General features: G+C 44.2%; 7 protein-coding genes. 2 read left to right on the top strand and 5 right to left on the bottom strand.

Going from position 1 to position 17951, the window contains the following annotated elements:
* The first annotated feature begins 978 nt into the window (after positions 1-978).
* Together EO98_RS05665 and tsaA are read left to right on the top strand one after the other, a co-directional pair.
* The gene (locus tag EO98_RS05665; protein ID WP_311135549.1) at positions 979-1602 is read left to right on the top strand and encodes an FmdE family protein; all 624 of its coding nucleotides are present in this window, start codon (positions 979-981) and stop codon (positions 1600-1602) included.
* Positions 1595-2065: a tRNA (N6-threonylcarbamoyladenosine(37)-N6)-methyltransferase TrmO gene (tsaA, locus tag EO98_RS05660; protein WP_048139864.1), complete on the top strand. Its 471-nt coding sequence runs from the start codon at positions 1595-1597 to the stop codon at positions 2063-2065. The genes EO98_RS05665 and tsaA overlap by 8 nt, the downstream gene beginning before the upstream one ends.
* Before the next feature lie 89 nt (positions 2066-2154).
* Here the strand turns inward: tsaA and cobN are convergent, their stop codons facing one another.
* The 5 genes from cobN to EO98_RS05640 form a co-directional block, all read right to left on the bottom strand.
* The gene (cobN, locus tag EO98_RS05655; RefSeq protein ID WP_048139866.1) at positions 2155-6708 is read right to left on the bottom strand and encodes a cobaltochelatase subunit CobN; all 4554 of its coding nucleotides are present in this window, start codon (positions 6706-6708) and stop codon (positions 2155-2157) included.
* 661 nt (positions 6709-7369) lie between these two features.
* Entirely contained in the window at positions 7370-11707 is a 4338-nt protein-coding gene (locus tag EO98_RS05650; RefSeq protein WP_048139868.1) for a cobaltochelatase subunit CobN, read from the bottom strand.
* Positions 11708-12487: 780 nt separating this feature from the next.
* Positions 12488-12637, bottom strand: a complete 150-nt coding sequence (locus tag EO98_RS19105) for a hypothetical protein (protein ID WP_235283567.1) — start codon at positions 12635-12637, stop codon at positions 12488-12490.
* A gap of 20 nt (positions 12638-12657) precedes the next feature.
* On the bottom strand, positions 12658-13020 hold the full coding sequence (locus tag EO98_RS05645) for a ZIP family metal transporter (protein WP_235283568.1): 363 nt from the start codon (positions 13018-13020) through the stop codon (positions 12658-12660).
* Between the two features lie 332 nt (positions 13021-13352).
* Positions 13353-17573, bottom strand: a complete 4221-nt coding sequence (locus EO98_RS05640) for a cobaltochelatase subunit CobN (RefSeq protein WP_235283569.1) — start codon at positions 17571-17573, stop codon at positions 13353-13355.
* Between the last annotated feature and the right edge of the window lie 378 nt (positions 17574-17951).

Genomic DNA, 17951 nt, shown 5'->3' with positions numbered 1-17951 from the left:
CCGGATATTGGACTTCGTGAAAATTCTTTGATGTTGTTCAAATAAAGTTGATCAGTTTGATCCAAATTGGCGAAATTATGAATTGGGAAGGGACAGATTGGAGAAAAAATAAACCGAAAAACCAGATTTGAACTTTCGGAATTGAAAAAAAATCAAATTGTAGAGGTTCAAATCCTGAAATAAATATTTAGGATTAAAACAAAAGAAAATCCCAGGATCAGTTTTAACGGTTTTGAAAGATTTGATGTTAACAAAAAATTTGATCGAGACAGATATTTTAAAGATGGCCAAAAAAAATAAGAGTAGGGGTAATTTGAATAATAAACAATATTTCACGTCGTTTATGTTATATAATTAGAAACCATAAAAAATGATAGAGATTGAGAGTTAAAGGGTTTACTCTCAGTCTAAAGGGGTTGGATCATCAGTAGGGACCTTCGGACGGAAAATTACGGTCCCTATTATCCTAATTATAAAATAATCTTAACTTTTTTTACGAGATGAAAAAAATTATTAATTGCCGGAATAATTTACACCCCTGCTGGTTTTTCGGTGCTTTCACATTAGTGGGTTTTTTCTGTTACTTCCACATTTTTGGGTTTTTTCTGTTACTTCCACATTTTTGGGTTTTTTGCTCTCAGGCTATATTTGATTAAAAAATATCAACCATGTAGAGGTGGACAAATTCAAGAACGGAAAACGGCAAATGTATATATATTAAACAAGAAGTAAAAAGGTTGCGTGGAAGCTCGGGTTCCCTGATATCTGCAGAACATTAGGGTAAAAGAGTACAGAGATGTAGAGGTACATCACAATTATACAGTTTTTTAAAACAATTCAAGTAATTGATTTGCAATTGATTGATTTGCAATTAATACTTCAGACTTTTTTTGTAATAAGAATTAAATACAGAATTTATAAATAGTAGTCAGAGAATATGAAACGGGTTAATTAAATTAATTTGATAGAACAGGAAAAATAATTAAAGTAGGAGCTGAAAACCTGGATTTCAATGACGCTAATTTTGATACTGCTGTAAAGTTCCACGGACATGTCTGCCCCGGCATTTCTATAGGGTACAGAGTGGCTATGCTGGCTGCAGAACGTTTCAAGGACAGGAGCAAAGATGAAGAACTTGTTGCAGTTGTGGAAAACCGATCATGTGCAGTGGACGCGATTCAGGCAATAAACGGCTGTACCTGCGGAAAAGGAAATCTCGTATTTAAAGAGCACGGAAAACATGTATATACATTTTTCAAGAGAGGGGATAAAAAAGCCCTGAGAATTTCCTTGAAACCCGACGTACTCCCCCAGGACGAAAAGCACACTGCGCTCTTCGCAAAACTGAGGGCAGGCATTGCAAGCCCTGAAGAGGCAAAGGAGTTTCAAGTTTCACACGAAGCAAAAAGCAAGAGAGTTCTGGAAATGCCGGAAGAAGACATTTTCCGTGTCAGTGAAGTGGAAATCGAGCCTCCGGAAAAAGCCATAATCTATCCTACCCTTATATGCAGCAAGTGCGGGGAAGGCTATATGGAACCCCTGGGAAGGGTAAAAAATGGGAAAATAGTCTGCATCTCCTGTTTTGAGGCAAAAGATGAATGAAAATACGGAGAAAATTCCCAAAAAAATCGAGTTTAATCCTATAGGCTATGTTGAGAATGACTACCTTGAGCCGGAGTATAATGAAGAGATCTACCAGCAGGTTTCAAAAATCATCCTGAAGAAAGACCTGGCAGAGGGGCTTTACAGGATAGAAGACTTTGAAAAACTGTATATCCTCTTTTATTTCAGCAAATCAAAAGGATATAAACTAATCCACCGCCGCCGCTATGACGGGGAAATTTCGGGAGTTTTTGCCAGCAGGAGCCCTTACCGCCCTAACGGTATAGGGCTTACAATTGTAGAGCTTTTAAAAGTAGAAGGTAATATCCTCCATGTAAAAGGCCTAGATGCAATCAACGGGACACCTGTGCTGGATATTAAGCCCTACATAAAAGAGATTGAAGAAAAGAAAGAAGAAACAACAACTGAAAAAGAACAAAAAATCAACGCAGCCAATCGGTAAACAAGAAATAAAAAATCATCAAACTAAAGAATAAAAATTTCGAATTTATCTGAAAAAGAAAAAGGGGATTACCCCTTTTCAGATCTTATTTACATATTCTTCTTCCGCATCCCCAGGTAGATCCCACCGGCTGCTACAAGCACGAAAATGATCCCGAAAACGTCGGCACCGGAGAAAGACATACCTCCCCCATCCTCCTCGTTCTCAACAGACTCTTTCTTCATCTCATAGCCTTCAACATAATCAGAGTCGGAAGAAGTTTTCGCCTCTGGGGCAGGTTCAGGAGAATCCACTCCATAACCGGCATCATTCTCCACAACAGCTGGATTGCTGACAGGCTCTTCAGTGTTTGATTTAACAGTCTGGTTGAGTTTTTCGGCAACACTCGTCTGATGCCCTTTGCTGCTGCTGTGTTTTTCAGGCACTTCCTGTTTAAGAGATTCCTGTGTAGCCTGTTCTATTGCTTCACTGAAACCGGGCACAGAAACCAGGCCCGATACGTAGCCGTTGAGGAGGGGATTTCCGCAGGTATGGTGGCAGCAGGTGACCCCATCTTCGACCACAGACTCTGCATATTCCGCGGCCAGGCTTTCAAGGGCCTCATCCGAAGCATCCCAGTTGCCCTTGCGAGCAGTTTCCAGCATCCTGGCTGTCATGGATTGGTATGCATAGGGATTATTCTGCCGGGTCCATTCGCGAAGCTCCTGGTCTGCCATATATGTCTGATACACCTGATCCCACATTTCATCGCTGATCAAATCAGGGTTTGTGGCTTCCCAGCCCCAGAGGTTCTCAATGAAGTCTGCCATTTCCCTGGCTCCTGCATAGCCATTCCCCTGCATACCGTCAATCCATTTCGGATTGAAATAACGGGAATAAGTTTCCCTTGCGAGAAACTGTCCCAGAGTTTCGACCTTCTCATCTCCTCCGGTCAGCATGTTCGTGATAAAAGAATCCGGATACTTTCCTCCCGAAACAGAGCTGACTGCGAGATTCAGGCCTCCCATGTACTGGAAGAAATCATCATTGTCCAGAGTCCCGTAGAGGTTCGTGCTCCGGCTGTGCACTGTGGCTTCAACACCTGCGAGGTTCTTTTCGAAAAGGCCCCTCAGGTTTTCGCCCCAGACGTTTTCTCCGTAGGCGTTGCACATCTTGCTGATGTAAAGGTCTGCCAGCACATCGTTGCTCTCCCAGGTATCGCTTGCAGCGATCGCATTGGGAAGACCTGTACCGTAGGCTCCGTCCGAAGACCCGAAAATCCTTAGCAGGGCCAGGTCCAGGGCATCACTTTCATTCAGGGAACCTTCACTCATCAAAGAGGCTTTCAGAGCTTCAGCATTTTCCCGGACATAGTTGGGAGAATCTTCCTGGGCATAAGCCAGCTTTACGGCTTTGTCCAGCAGGAGCACCTTGCCAGGGTACATATCCCTGTAAAGGCCTGAGATCTGAATCACCACATCAACTCTGGGCCTTCCAAGGGTCTCCATGGGAATAGCTTCCACATCAACTACCCTGCCACTTTTCCATACAGGCTTGACCCCCAGCAGGTAGAGAATCTCTGCCTCCATAACTCCTTCGTGCCTTGTGGTTTCGCCGGCCCAGAGAATGTAAGCTACCTTTTTCGGGTATGTCCCATGCTCGGCAACATAGGCATCAAGCATCTGATCAGCCATCTCCTGCCCGAGAGTCCAGGCAGCTTCTGTTGGCACTATCCGCTGGTCAAAAGCATAGAAATTTCTTCCCGAAGGCAGAGTTTCAGGGTTTCTAACAGGGTCACCTCCCAGGTTTCCGGGGATGAACCTGCCGTCCAGGGCATTGAGGACCTGAGAGATTTCCTCCTCCCCAAGAGCCAGGTTTGCAGCATATTCTTCCGCGCTGGCAAGGAAGTTAGCGACGGTTTCACTGCCTGTCCCGAGCACCTGCATCTGAGCATCCGTGGAATTGACCCCCCGGTTCAGGACCAGGTCCAGCAGATAGAGTTGGGCACCTTCGGTTTCATTGAATTTGTGAACAGAATCAGCAAAATCAGTGCCTAGCATTGAATTTACCATACCCACAAGCTGCTCCCCTTTAGGGCTTGTGCCCAGGATATGCAGCCCGTAAGGCATTGACTGGCTCTTATAATCATCCAGCAGGGCTTCGAGCCCTTCCAGGAAAGTTGTATTAAAGTAATTCTCGTTGTTTTCAGCCTCTGTCATGTTGAACTCTTCATCCAGGTGAAGGGACCGGGTCAGGTTTAAAACTTCAGACCTGTGGGCTGATTTCAAAGAGTCGTCTGCCACTGCCTGTTCATAGTTCTGGATAGCTGTACTCAGGTTTGCGTAATCCCCATAACTTCCTGCTGAAATAATCGGGGGAACAAGATGGTCAACGATGACTGCACCTCCTCTGCGCTTTGCCTCATTGCCTTCTCCAAGCCCGTCCATAACGTAAGGATAAATCACGGGCAAATCCCCGATCATAAGGGAAGGCCAGTCATACCGCGAAAGTCCGAACTGTTTGCCAGGCAGCCATTCCTGAGTCCCGTGCCTGCCAAAGTGAACCAGGGCATTACTGCCGAATCCACCTTCTTCCTCAGAATGCTGAAGCCATAAGTAGAATGCAATGTACTGGTGGTGAGGAGGCAGGTCCTTGTCGTGATAGAGAGCATTATTGTCATCAAGCCAGCCTCTTGAAGGCTGTGGAGCCAGAAGCACATTATCTCCGACCTCGATTCTGGGAATTACGAGATATTTTCCACTTTCGTTTTCCCAGACCATGATCTTCCCGGGTGCCGGCCCCCATTGATCAATGACCTTCTGCTGCCTCTCTTGAGGGAGCTCAGAGAACCATCCCTCATAGGTGCTTTCCGGGACGAGAACTATTTTGCCTGTATCAACCAGTTTCTGAAGTTCCCCCGGAGCCCAGGTCCCTATGTTGATACCCTGAGTAAGCATCAGGTCAAGGAGTTCGGTCTGGTTAGGGACCTGGCTTTCATTCAGGTCATATCCGTCGGCAGCCATAGCGCCAAGCAGGCTGGATATGCTGGGGACGACATCGAGATAGGAAGCCCCTATGTTATCCTTTCCCCCTCCGTGGTTATAATAAATTATAGCAACTTTTTTATCGGATTCCGGAATTTCCCCTAAATTCACCCAGCTTTCGACGCGGTCAACGAGCCAGTCCACCTGATAGTCTATGGAAACTGACACTTCGGTCTCGGTCTCAGCGTCCAGTTCCGTTGAAGCCATTATTACCGGGTCAATAGCCCCCCAGAGTTCCTGCAAATCGAGTTTCATCATCTTATCTGCAGGAAGCGGATTGCTACTGGCTTCATACTCGGTCCTGTTCATGTAATTGTTAACAATGCCGTTGATTACAGGCACATCGAGCCCTTCAGCATCAAACTTGTTGCCAAAGTAAGTAAACGAAATAATCGCATCCACAAGGACATCATCCCCCTGCTTGAAAAAGTCCCCAGAGGAAAGGGAATCGGACCCGTAAGTTGCAATAACATTGTAGCCCCTGGCTTCCAGTTCTGAAATCAAAGCATCTATAGGCTCAATCTGGAAGGGGAAATAGCTCTGGTACATGGTAATTGCAACAGTGGGCTTGGCCGGATCGTAGATGTGCCCTCCATCATTTCTGTTAGAGTACCAGGCAAGGTAGGTATCCAGAGAATCGGTAAAGTAACCGGTCATATTAGTGTGGTAGATCGCCCTTTCAGGAAGAGCGTGAGGGTCCTCATACAGGAGGTCAGACCTGCCGCAGCAGTCGTTGGCGATGCAGAATACAAGGTTTTTCAGGTTGCTCTGGTCATAAGCCCCATTAAGCCAGTAATTGTTCAGCTTTTCCCTGTAGCCCTCGATCTGGTCTGCAGAAAGCGGGATGCTCTCATTCAGAAGAGTGTCATCGTCAATAACCACACACCCGTTAGCAATCGCCATATCCACAGTGGGTGTGAGCTTCTGGGCCGTTGAGGGGCTGAGCATGTTGATGTAAATGATGTCCATCCCGCTCAGGTCAACGTTATTTTCCATCACGTAGTCAGCCATAAAACAACTAAGAGAAAGGTTCAGGCCGCTGTTAGTGTTGACCTCCTCTGCAAGGTTCTTGAGTGGAAGCTCATGGCTCCGGTACCCGGTCACGATAGCAATGTCCAGATGCTGGCCTGTGCTGGAGTTGCCCTGGGGTTCTTTTACCACTTCCCTTAACAAAAGAACGTTTGTGAACCCCAGAGATATAGGATCGCCTCCCATCTTTTTCTGCCGGGTAAGCCCGCTGATTGCAGCACTCCCCGTCAGGTCAACCCCACTGCCAGGAAGGTCAAGAAGAGCCTGGGATTCATTTGCATCGATATCCCTGCTTGAGGTATCAAGATTTACCGAAAGATCCGTGCCCTGAACCTGAATTTGTTCATCGGCACGGCGCCATTTGTCCTCGTTGTAAAGAGCAACAAGCGTATAGTTTCCGTCGGGAATCCCGGAAAGAAGGTAGTTGCCTTCAGCATCACTGGTAGTGTTGGCAACAAGTTCATACTGGATGGCTTCACTTCCTGCTGCCGGAGAAGTAGAAAACAGCATTAAAAGGATTAAAATTATCAATCCGGAAGCTTTAATTCTTTCATTAAGAGGGTTTCTTTTGTTATTCAACTGTTCTTTCATAATCCCTACTCCTGAATAAATAAATATATTACTGTATAAAAAAAGTATTAAGATCTTGATTCTGTATGCTGCTTGCAGGAAACTCCTAAATTTCAGCTTTAGATCTCCGCCGGCAGACAAGGCAAATCAGATCTACAGAGAAATAAAAGTACACCGCAAATCAACAACAAAAGTAAACTTTACTAATTAATTTAGAGAAAAACACCATTCAAATGTGATTATTGAAAGATGTTTTAGATAGTTATAGCCTCAGTAAATTGTCAACTGTTCACCTCAAAACACAAACATATCAGATTATTTGAACGCAAGTTTACTTTACTTACATAAAAAACTGCGATTTTGAATAATAGTTATTAGCCATATAGATAACAAAAATAGAGAAATTACCGATCGCCCACCGTTACATATTGGACATTATTTAAAAGAGAATTAAAATTACAAATATTTTAATCAGTGCAACGTCATTCGCTTTATCATGTCATTCATGTAACGCCCGATGCAGAAGAGCGGTCTTTCCCAAAAAAGAGTTGAAAAAAGGAAGAGAATAAAAAAGGAAGAGAATAAAAAAGGAAGAGAATAAAAAAGGAAGAGAATAAAAAAGAGGGTTAAAAAAGGAAAGGAAAAGAACACAGAATGAAAAGTGCTCTCCTTCCATCGTATTTTACATATTCTTTTTACGGAATCCCAGGTAAATTCCCCCCACTGCTACAATCACGAAGAGAATCCCGAAAATATCAGATCCCGAGAAGGACATCCCTCCATTTTCGGATTCTGCGACCGGATCTTTCTGCATCTCATAGCCTTCAACATAATCGGAGTCAGAGGCCTTTTGGACATCAGGAACAGTTTCTGGAGAATCAACGCCATACCCTGCATCTGAATCCTGAACAGTCTGGTTGCTTTCCGCGGATTCGGAGTTTGAGCTGGTTGTCTGGTTGAGTTTTTCGGCAACACTCGTCTGATGTCCTTTGCTGCTACTGCTGCTGCCTGAAGTCTCTTCGATTTCCTGAGTTTCGGCCTGGGTTGCTGCATTCAGTTTTTCAGCGTAGCCAGGGACAGATACCATCCCGCTTACGAATTCGTTAAGCAGGGGGTTTCCGCAGGTATGGTGGCAGCAGGAAGCTCCGTTTTCAGCTACCGATTCTTCGTATTCTTTTGCGAGATTATTGATAACCTCGTCCGAAGGTTTCCAGTATCCGTGCCTGACAGATTCAAGCATCCTTGCCGTAATCGACTGGTAAGCATCTGGATTGTTCTGCTTGAACCATTCTTTCATGGCAGGGTCATTAACATAGGTATTATATGTCTGCTCCCAGACGCTGTCGTCCACAAGATCAGGATCGCTGACCTCCCAGCCGAAAAGGTTGTTTACGAACTCGGACATCATCCTGCCGCCTGAATACCCGGCGCCCTGCATCCCTTCGATCCACTTCTCATTGAAATACCTGGACCTCAGGTTCTTGCTCAGGTACTCACCCATTCCTGTCATCTGAGCCCTTTCAGGGTCTCTGGTATCCGAAACGTACATCTCGGGAGTTCTTCCGTCTCCTCTGACATGCCTTGTTGCCAGGTTCAGGCCACCGAAGTACTGGAAGAAGTCGTCATTATCAAGAGTATCGTAGAGGTTTGAAGAGTCCGAATGTACGGAGGCTTCAACGTTTTTCAGGTTGCCTTCAAGAAGTTCCCTGGATTTTATACCCCAGAAATCTTCCCCGTAAGCGTATCCCATCTTGTCCAGGTATACATTTGCAATCGTCTCTTCGTCATCCCAGCTCCCACTTGCACTGATAGCGTTTGAGACCCCTATTTCATAAGTCCCATCCATTACTGCAAAGCAGCGCATTGTAGAGAGCTTTTTTGCGGTCTCGCTGTCATATCCTGCTGCAATCAGGGAATCATATATTGCAAGGGTGCTGTCGTTTACGTAGTTGGGATAGTTTCCGGCAGGAAGTGAACTTGCAAGTTTCACGGCGCGATCTACCATTTTGATCTTATCCGGGAAAGCGTCCCTCATACCCGCGGTTGTATATACAACGTCAATCCTTGGCCTTCCAGGCTTTGCCGGGTCGTAGTTAGGCAGCAGCTCCTCTTCAGGGATAGCTTCAACACCTTTTACATACCCGTACTCGTCCCAGACCGGCTGTACCCCGAGCATATAGAGCACTTCGGCTTCCAGAGTCCCGTGGTCGCGAATAAACTCTACCCCGAACCTTGAGAATGAAACCTTTTCCGGATACTCCCCATACTGAGCGTGGTAGTCCTCAAGCAGCTGGATTGCAAGGGATTTTCCAAGTTCCCAGGTCGCCTTTGAAGGATAGAGTTTTGAGTTGATGCCGTAGAAGTTGCGCCCCGTAGGTGCTGCATCAGGATTCATTATGGGGTCCGTGCCCGGTCCCGGAGGAATGAAACCTCCGTTTAAGGCTGAAAGAATTCTGGCAATTTCCACATCACTGGAAAGAAGCCTGTCTCTGTAGACCAGACCCTGTTCAAGGTCAAATGTAACAGAACTGTCGGTTTTCCCGTAAACGTCAAGCTGAGCCCTGGAAACCTCCGTATTATTGGTCACGACTTCCCAGACAAGCCTGTTAACTTTCGTATCATTTGACGGAATCCCGAGAGGGTAAACGGATTCCGGATAGAAGGCAGCAGTGATGTTATCCTCGAAGTCTCCTCCAAGCATGGACCTTACCATTCCGGAAAGTTCGTCTTTCTCAGGGTCTGTAAGATTTGTTGAGGGCACCTGGCCAAGGATATGCATTCCATAAGGAATGTTTTCGTTTCCCACATCTTCCAGATACTCGTGCAGGACATCTTTTACAAAAGAAGTAAACTCCACTTCATTATAGTCCCGAAGCGCAGTCGCATTCTCGATTCCCAGGTCAACGTCCAGGTTAAGTGCGATTATCTGGTCGATTATGGCTGTCTGGTACCCTGCCTTTGTCTGTGCAGAAATTCCAGGATCATAATACTGCTCCACACTGATTGAAAGGTTGAGCAATTCCCCATAAAGCCCGCTGCGTTCAAGGGTTGGAGTCAGGTGGTCGATAATCAGGGCATTGCCCCTGTACTCGGCGGTCAGCCCTTCTCCCACATTTGCAACTATGTAAGGATAGATGTTTGGCAGGTCCTGCAGCAGTAAAGGCGCCCAATCGGAAGTCCGGTTCATACCGTAAGTAGCGCCCGGAAGCCATTCATGCGTACCGTGGGTCCCCATGTGAATGATTGCATCAGGCTGCCATTCATGGTTCAGCCAGAGGTAGAAAGCTATGTACTGGTGCGGAGGTGGCACAAGGCTACTGTGGTAAAGAGTGTCATCGTTTTGCAGGAAACCTCTGGCAGGCTGGGGCATGAGCCAGACATCTCCGAAACGTACGGAAGGGATTACAATATACTTTCCGGTTTCATTCTCATAGATCATGAGGCTCTTATTCTGAGGAAGATCTTCAGCCCAGGGCGATCCCCACTCCTCTATTACCTGAGACCTCAGATCCTCCGGAATTTCGGACTCAAACCACTCTTTGTAGGTTTCCATGGGTATGAGGTGCAGTCCCCATTCAGTCCTGTTTTCGACCATTTCATTCATGACACCCGGAGCCCAGGAGCCGGCATTGATACCCTGTGCCTGCATCATTTCCAGAAGTGCACTGCTGTTATCCGGAATTCCGGAGACTTCATACCCGGTTTCATTCATCTCATTGAGAAGATCAAACATGCTCTGGGTGGTGTTAAGGTAACTTGCCCCAATGTTGTCTTTTCCTGAAGGGTAGTTGTAGTATATTACCGCGACTTTCTTGTCCTCGTTATCCGTTAACTTCAGTTCAGCCCAGCTGATCGACCTGTTGACCATCCAATCAACCTGATATGGCAGGGGCTCGTAGCTGCTTTCTCCGGTTTCGGAGTCGTAATTATCAATCCCTATTACAATGTACTCAAAAATCCCGTCAATGCTAGGAAGCAGAGTCTTGTACACAACCTCACTGCTGGGAATGCCCCTGTTGCGATCAGCTACATCTATAGAACTTGCAGGATTTGAGACCACCATGCCTCTTAAGACCGGAACATCAAGGTCTTCAAGCTCCTGTATCCCTTTCTCAGGGTCCTCGTAATTCAAACGGAAACTTTTAAGAGAAATTACGCACTGGACAAGAGGCTCTCCGTTTTCGTCAAAGTAAAACTTGTGGATATCATTAAAGGTCTCAAAACCTGCAATTACGTTGCAGCCCTTTCCTTCAAGGTCACGGATAAGGTAGTCTATGACCTCAAGGTTGCCGGCCGTATAATCGGAGGCATGGAACCAGATCCCGATGGTGGGTTTGCTCTTATCGTAAACATGATGGGACTCGTTTATGCTGTCTGAGTTAGAGTACCACTCAAGGTAATCCGTGGTGTTTTCAAACCAGTCAGGCTCCGACTCATTCAAAGAGGAGCGAGCGTCCGGATGATAGAGCGCGGCTTCGGGGAATTCGATAGGGTCATCGTAAACCCAGCTGTCCGTAAGCTCTGGTTTATCCCCGTAATTTTTTGCGAGATAGATAAGGAAATTTTCAGTATTTTCTCGCAGGACTCCTTTCGGACCCATGCTGTAGAAGTACTTTTCTTCAGTGGAATTATAAGGCTTGATCCCGGGAAGGATCAGGTCATAACTTGAGGTGTTGATGTATGTCGGATCCATCATAGAGGTGATATCTATAAGTGCAGCCCCATTTTTATGAGCACTTTCGAGGTCATCCCCGATATCTTTGAACTGAGACCAGAGCATATAAGTAAATATTACATCCTGGTTTTCAAAAGTGGTATTAGTAAAGTTGGAATAAGCCGAAATGTATGTTACATTTATACTTGCATTGTACGGATTGGACTGCTCTGCTGCATTCAAAGCATTTCCATCATAACAGATAAAAGTAATATTTACCTGATTTTCATCAGCCGATACGTTCTGTGCAAGTAGTAAAAGGACAACTGCACATAAAACCAGTAACCTACTTTGTGACGTACGCATCTTATCCCCAGACAATGTATCATGAACCCCTGGAGCACCCCGGCAGAAAAATAACCAGGATGCCTGGATTACTAGTTGATTTTTGAGTAAAAGTTTGCAAATATTAGGAACTTACAGGAAAACAGCCGTATAATTTTTAAAGTGACCGTGGAAGTTATCGATTCGGACTTAGAATTCAACCCCAGACCCTCAAAAAAATACTGAGCCGCCGATTCCGTATTATATCTTCAACATTCGGAGAATTAGGGAATAACATACATAAAACGCGGTTTTTAGCTCACGATTGTTAGCCATCCGGGTAAAATGGGGAGAAGATAGTATTTTTGTAATAATTTGAGCAAAATTAGCCCTGAATTAGGGAGAAAATCAGAACTGAAATGATTTTCTAAAAAAGTGATATATTTTACCCGAGAAAAGAAAATATATGACACTTATTGTTTTACGCCGGTCCTTAAATACAAATTTGAACTCTAAGGCGGGAGTAGTTCACAATTCCTCAGTCCTCTGAATCCGGGGCAGCCTCCACCAGTACAAAATATTTGATAACGATGCTAACAAGAACAGAAATAAAACCAGTATTATTATAGATTTTTCTTGCATTTTTATCTCCTGAAAAGATATCATGAACCCTGAGCACCCGGGAGAAAATAATAACCAGGAATAAGGAGCTATCGAGTCTGTTTTGAGAGCTTCAACGCTGGAGAGTAAGAGGATAAGATACATAAAAAACGGTTTTTGGCTCACAATTATTAGCCTTTCTGGTAAAAAGGTTAAAAAATCTCAATACATAAAATAGAGGCTCAGGGCAACCACACCCATGCCCGAAAACACCCCCAAAAAAATCAGATGTTCATATCCAGACTTTATAGCGAGAGGCAACAGTGTATCAAAACATATAAAGACCACGCCCCCGCCGACTGCAGCAAGCATGAGGAAGAGTACTTCTGGAGTCAGGAAGCGGAAAAGAAAAAATATCCGATCCCCGCTCCCAGAGGTTCAGTGGGCCCTGCAAAGAAAGAATAAGCAAAGGCTTTTTTCCGGTTGACGCTGGCACAGTAGATAGGGATCGAAACTGCAACCCCTTCAGGAATGTTATGGATTGCTATGACTACAGCAACCGAAAAACCCAGATAAGTTGAACTGAGGGATGAAAACCGAACTGCAATTCCTTCTGGAAAATTGTGCATGGCAATCCCAACTGCCGTCAACAAGCCGGTTTTCCGAAGATTACGGTTTTTACTTATGTGAAGAGCGTTCCCATCAGGAAGGGTGTCCATATGGATGTGCTCGACCATATAGTCCAGAAGCCCCATCCCGAGCATCCCCAATAAAGAAAATATGCGGGATAGGGTTTAAAATATGTAGAAAAAAAGATCAAGGAATCCATATTCCGCAGATGTACGTAGATGTAGAATTTGTTTTCCCATTTGCCAAATATTATACATGTTAGCCGTTATATTGTAAATAATCGTGATATTTACAGAAGTCAAAGTGGGTGCAATAAAGCTTCATATGATTTATTAGCCACTATAACCGCATGAAAATATGTGAGGAAGAGAATCTCACATACTTTCATACTAAGTAGATACTTTTACCCCATAAAAAAATACGGCGTTATTATGTCACTCCGCGTTTCACGGGAGATTTAAAACTTCTTTTTCCTGAATCCGAGATAGATTCCACCAACTGCTGCTACTACGAAGAGAACTCCGAAAATATCAGTACCAGAGAAAGACATACCTCCACTTTCTTCTTCCTTTACAGGATCTTCTTTCTGCATCTCGTAGCCTTCCACATAACTGGAATCTGCAACTTGTTGGATGTCTGGAGCAGGTTCAGGGGAATTTGTTCCATAACCTGCATCGAAATTCTGAACAGTCTGGTTGCTGGCTGATTCTTCAGTGTTCTCTTTAGCAGTCTGGTTGAGTTTTTCGGCAACACTCGTCTGGTGACCTTTACTGCTGTGGCTGCTGCTCTCACCGGACTGCGGCTGGGAAGATTCAGTTGCTTCCTGCATCAATCTCTTATATTCGTCTGCAGTTGCCTGGTCAACAACACCTGGAACGGACATTACACCCTGAACGTATTCATTAAGCAGGGCATTCCCACAAGTGTGGTGACAGCATGTAACACCATCTTTAACCACGGATTCCACATATTCTTTAACAAGGCTTTTTGTAACCTCGTCAGAAGCATCCCAGTAGCTTGTACGAATAGAATCTAATGCTGTAGCAGTCATTGACTGGTAAGCATATGGGTTTGTAGATTTAAGGAACTCAGTAACACCGGTATCATACTTGTCCATGAAATATGTATCATACATCTCATCCCACATACCATCGGTAACAAGATCCGGATTTGTTACGTCCCATACGCGCATGACCTCAAAGACCGAATCCATATATCTCGTACCATCAAATCCGTTCCCCATCATTCCTTCTATCCAGTTTGGATTTAAATAACGTGAACGCAAATCCTTACAAAGGAACTCGTTAAGGGTTTCAATTTCTGCTGAACTGCTAAGATCGTTAATATACATATCAGGTGCAGTACCACTAACCTTTTCAATTGCCATGCTCAAGCCACCAAAATAGGCAGCTACCATTGGGTGATCAAGTACACCGTAAAGGTTAGAAGTCCTGCTAAAAATTGCAGTATCAACGTTTGCAAGGTTCAGTTCAAATACATCGGAATAATGTTCTCCCCATGTCTCCTGCCCATAGAGATATCCCATCCTGTCAATGTATAGACCCGCAATTTTGTCTGCATCTTCCCATGTATCACTGGTGATAGCTTCCTGAATACCTGGTGTGTATCCTCCGGGCGGCGGACAGAATATCTTTGAAACTGACAGGTTGTATGCAAGTGACTCATTGTATCCTTTTGCAATAAGGCTCTGGTATACTGCATCAGAATGTATTCTTACATAATTGGGATATGTATCATTATCTGCAGCAGCTGCCATCCTTACAGCCTTATCTATGAGTTCGATCTTGCTTGGATAAACATCCCGGTAAAGACCCGAGGTAACTACCATCACATCAATCCTTGGTCTTCCGAGTTCCTTAGAATCGATGAGCTTCAGGTCTGTCACCCTGTTCTTATTATCATACTCAGGTTCAACTCCCAGGAGTTTGAATATCTCGGATTCCATAACACCCTGGTTTCTTGTGGTTTCGACAGACCACAATAGGAAAGCCACCTTTTCAGGATACTGGCCATCCTCTTCAAGTTTTAGCTTTAGCATCTCTTCTGCAAGCTGTGACCCAACATCCCATGCTGCTTTTGTCGGGATGAGCCTGTCATCAAATGTGTACAGGTTCCTGCCAGTTGGCAAAGCATCCGGATTCCTGATAGGGTCTCCGGAAGGTCCGGGGATGATATATGTGCCATCAAGTGCATCAAGTATCTTTGTAATCTCGCAATCACATTGCTGTATCCTTTCAAGATATTCTAATGAAAGATCAAGGTCGTTGCTGAGTTCTGTAGAGTTCCGACCAAGCAACATTATTTGTGCATCGTGAGGAGACGTTCCGTTCGAGAGAGTCTCGTTCAAAAGTGAGATTGAAAGTTCCCCGTTTCCTCCAAGTGCTTCGACATGTTCTACATACTCATCCCCTAACATGCTTTTTATGAGCATAACAAGGCTTTCACCTTCCGGTACTTCGCCAAGTATGTGAGAACCATAAGGCATGTAAGAGGTCTTCAATTCGTAAAGGTAATCTGCAAGATCATCAATGAAAGCATCCGTAAGGTTTGTATCACCTGCAATTGAGTCAAGACTAACATTCAGGTCATTGTCAAGGTTGAGATTCCTTGTATGGTTAATTATATCCTTCCTGTAATTCTCTTTCACCGCACTGTCAGAAGCCTGTTTAAATAAGGTAATCTCCTGTTGCAGGTTGGCAAAATCCCCGTAGAGACCTGCAGGCACTATTGTAGGCGTCATGAAATCAATGATGAGCATGTTTGCTCTCCTTCTGTCAAATACACCTTCGGCATCCATTGGAAGAACATGGACATGAGGCATGTCTTCAAGCAAAAGAGCCCCCCAATCCTTTGCGGAAAGTCCACATTCTTTTCCGGGCATCAGTTCCACACTTGAGAATATCGTGAACAGGGCATCGGCCTTGTATTCTCTGGACATATACTTATAGAAAGCAAAGCACTGGTGGGTGGGTGGATAAGATGCATTGTTATACAATGTTTTCTCACTTGAAGACCATCCATGCTGCGGGTCGGGTACAAGAATTACATTACCGAATTGAAGCACCGGTATGACCAGATATTTGCCTGTGGAATTCTCATAGACCATAATGTCACCAGGTGCCTCTCCCCACATAGATGTCATTTCATCCTGTTTGTCCTGCGGGAGTTCTTTGAACCATTCCATGTAATGGGATTCGGGGATGAGTATTGTACTGCCGTTTTCAACACATTTCTCAAGTTCTCCGGGGGCCCAGTTGCCGACGTTATGTCCTCTTTCCACCATCAGTGCTGCAATTTCAGTAGCATTTGGAAGAGGGGCATTGCCAACATTATATCCACGTTCTTTCATGGCTTCAAGCAGTTTTGCAAGGCTCGCCTGTGCATCAAGGTAATAGTCAATATCTGCCCCCACATCAGCTTTACCGCCTTCGGGATTATAGTAAGGAATTACTATCTTTTTCTCGGAATTAGCTTTCTCATGTAATTCAGCCCATGCTATTGCCCTGTCAACCAGCCAATCCACCTGATATTCTATTGGCAGGTTGTATTCGACTCCGGTTGTTTCATCTGTGGCTTTACCACTAATGACTATGGGCTCGATCATCCCGTCAAGTTCTGCATATGCTACCTGGTACTGCTGGTCGGCTGGCACTCCCTGGATACTATTTTCCCACTCTTCCACACTCACTCCTGAAAACAGGCGAATCCCGTTAAGGACTGTGATGTTCAGCGTCTGTAGATCGGCAATTCCCTGCTCGTTATCAGAATAGTTTAGGCGTGAGCCACGGGAGATTACAATAGCAGCATCTGCAATAGACTTATTATCCAGCATCAGATAACTCATGGACTTGTTATCTTTGTAAGCATATGTTGCCACAATCGAGTTGTATCCTTTTCCTTCGATTTCCCCGACCAGGGCGTCAAGGAGAGGCATGTCCCTTTCCACATATTTATAACTGTCAATTATTATGGCAATTGTGGGGTTTTCGGGATTGTAGATACCACTTGCATCGTACCATGCCAGATAATCGGTGAGGTTTTCATATATTTGAGGTGCGACGGGATTATAAATACCATATATTGGCCTTTCGAGAGGAGCCTCGATTGAATAATTCAGCCCTAAGAACGTTGTTCCAATGAAAGTATTGAAACGATAGAAATTTGTTTCTGACACGTACTGTAAATATTGATTAATGTATGAGTACTCTGGAGCGGACGTATTTACGTTATGAAGCCCATATGCTTCAAGAGTATCACCAAGCGAAATAACATATGCACCATTTGTTTTAGCATTGTTTACTGTTGGCACAATGGTCTCAGTTACAGAAGAATCCAAATTTGACAAAACGACCATATCCCTATCACTAAGATCAAAACTTAGATCTGAATATGAAGTCCCAAGATAGACGCGTATATCCATTTGTGAACTTATTTCAGGATATGCTGCCACCTTTTCCATCAATGTAACGTCGTAAGGTCTTGATAATACATAAGCTATTTTTGGTTTTGTGCTCGCGATATGAGAACCTGAAGATTCGTTAACAGAGGTATTTCCAGTACCTAAAACTTCCGTAACTGTTAAGCCCAAAGAATCATTGGTACTGTTAGTAATGTTTATTTCCTGTTCATCTGCCGATACAACGTTTGTTAATAACAACAATAGAACTAAAATTAATGACATTGTATATTTATTCAATGTGATATCCCCAGACAATATTTCATGAACTCTGGAACATCCCCGAAGAAAAAATAACAGGATGATGAGTTCACAGTACAAATATTAGTTGAAAGTTTTTTAATATAGGAACTTGTACAGAAACAGCCTTAAAATTTGAAAAGTTGGAGTGAAGCTTTGTTCTGAGATTTAATTCACTCCAGAACATTTAAAAAATAATGAGCAGCCGATTCTGTTTTGAGAGAGTAACGTTCGGAGCATTAAGGAACAAATATAGATAAAACACAGTTTTTGGCTTACAATTATTAGCTTTTAAGGCAGAAAGGCAATTTTATGGCATTACTATTAAAATAAAAATGA

Origin of the sequence: Methanosarcina sp. 2.H.T.1A.6, assembly GCF_000979455.1 — an archaeon.
Classification (GTDB): Archaea; Halobacteriota; Methanosarcinia; order Methanosarcinales; family Methanosarcinaceae; genus Methanosarcina.
Note: the sequence above shows the minus strand (reverse complement) of the source record. Positions and strands in the feature narration are given on the sequence as shown.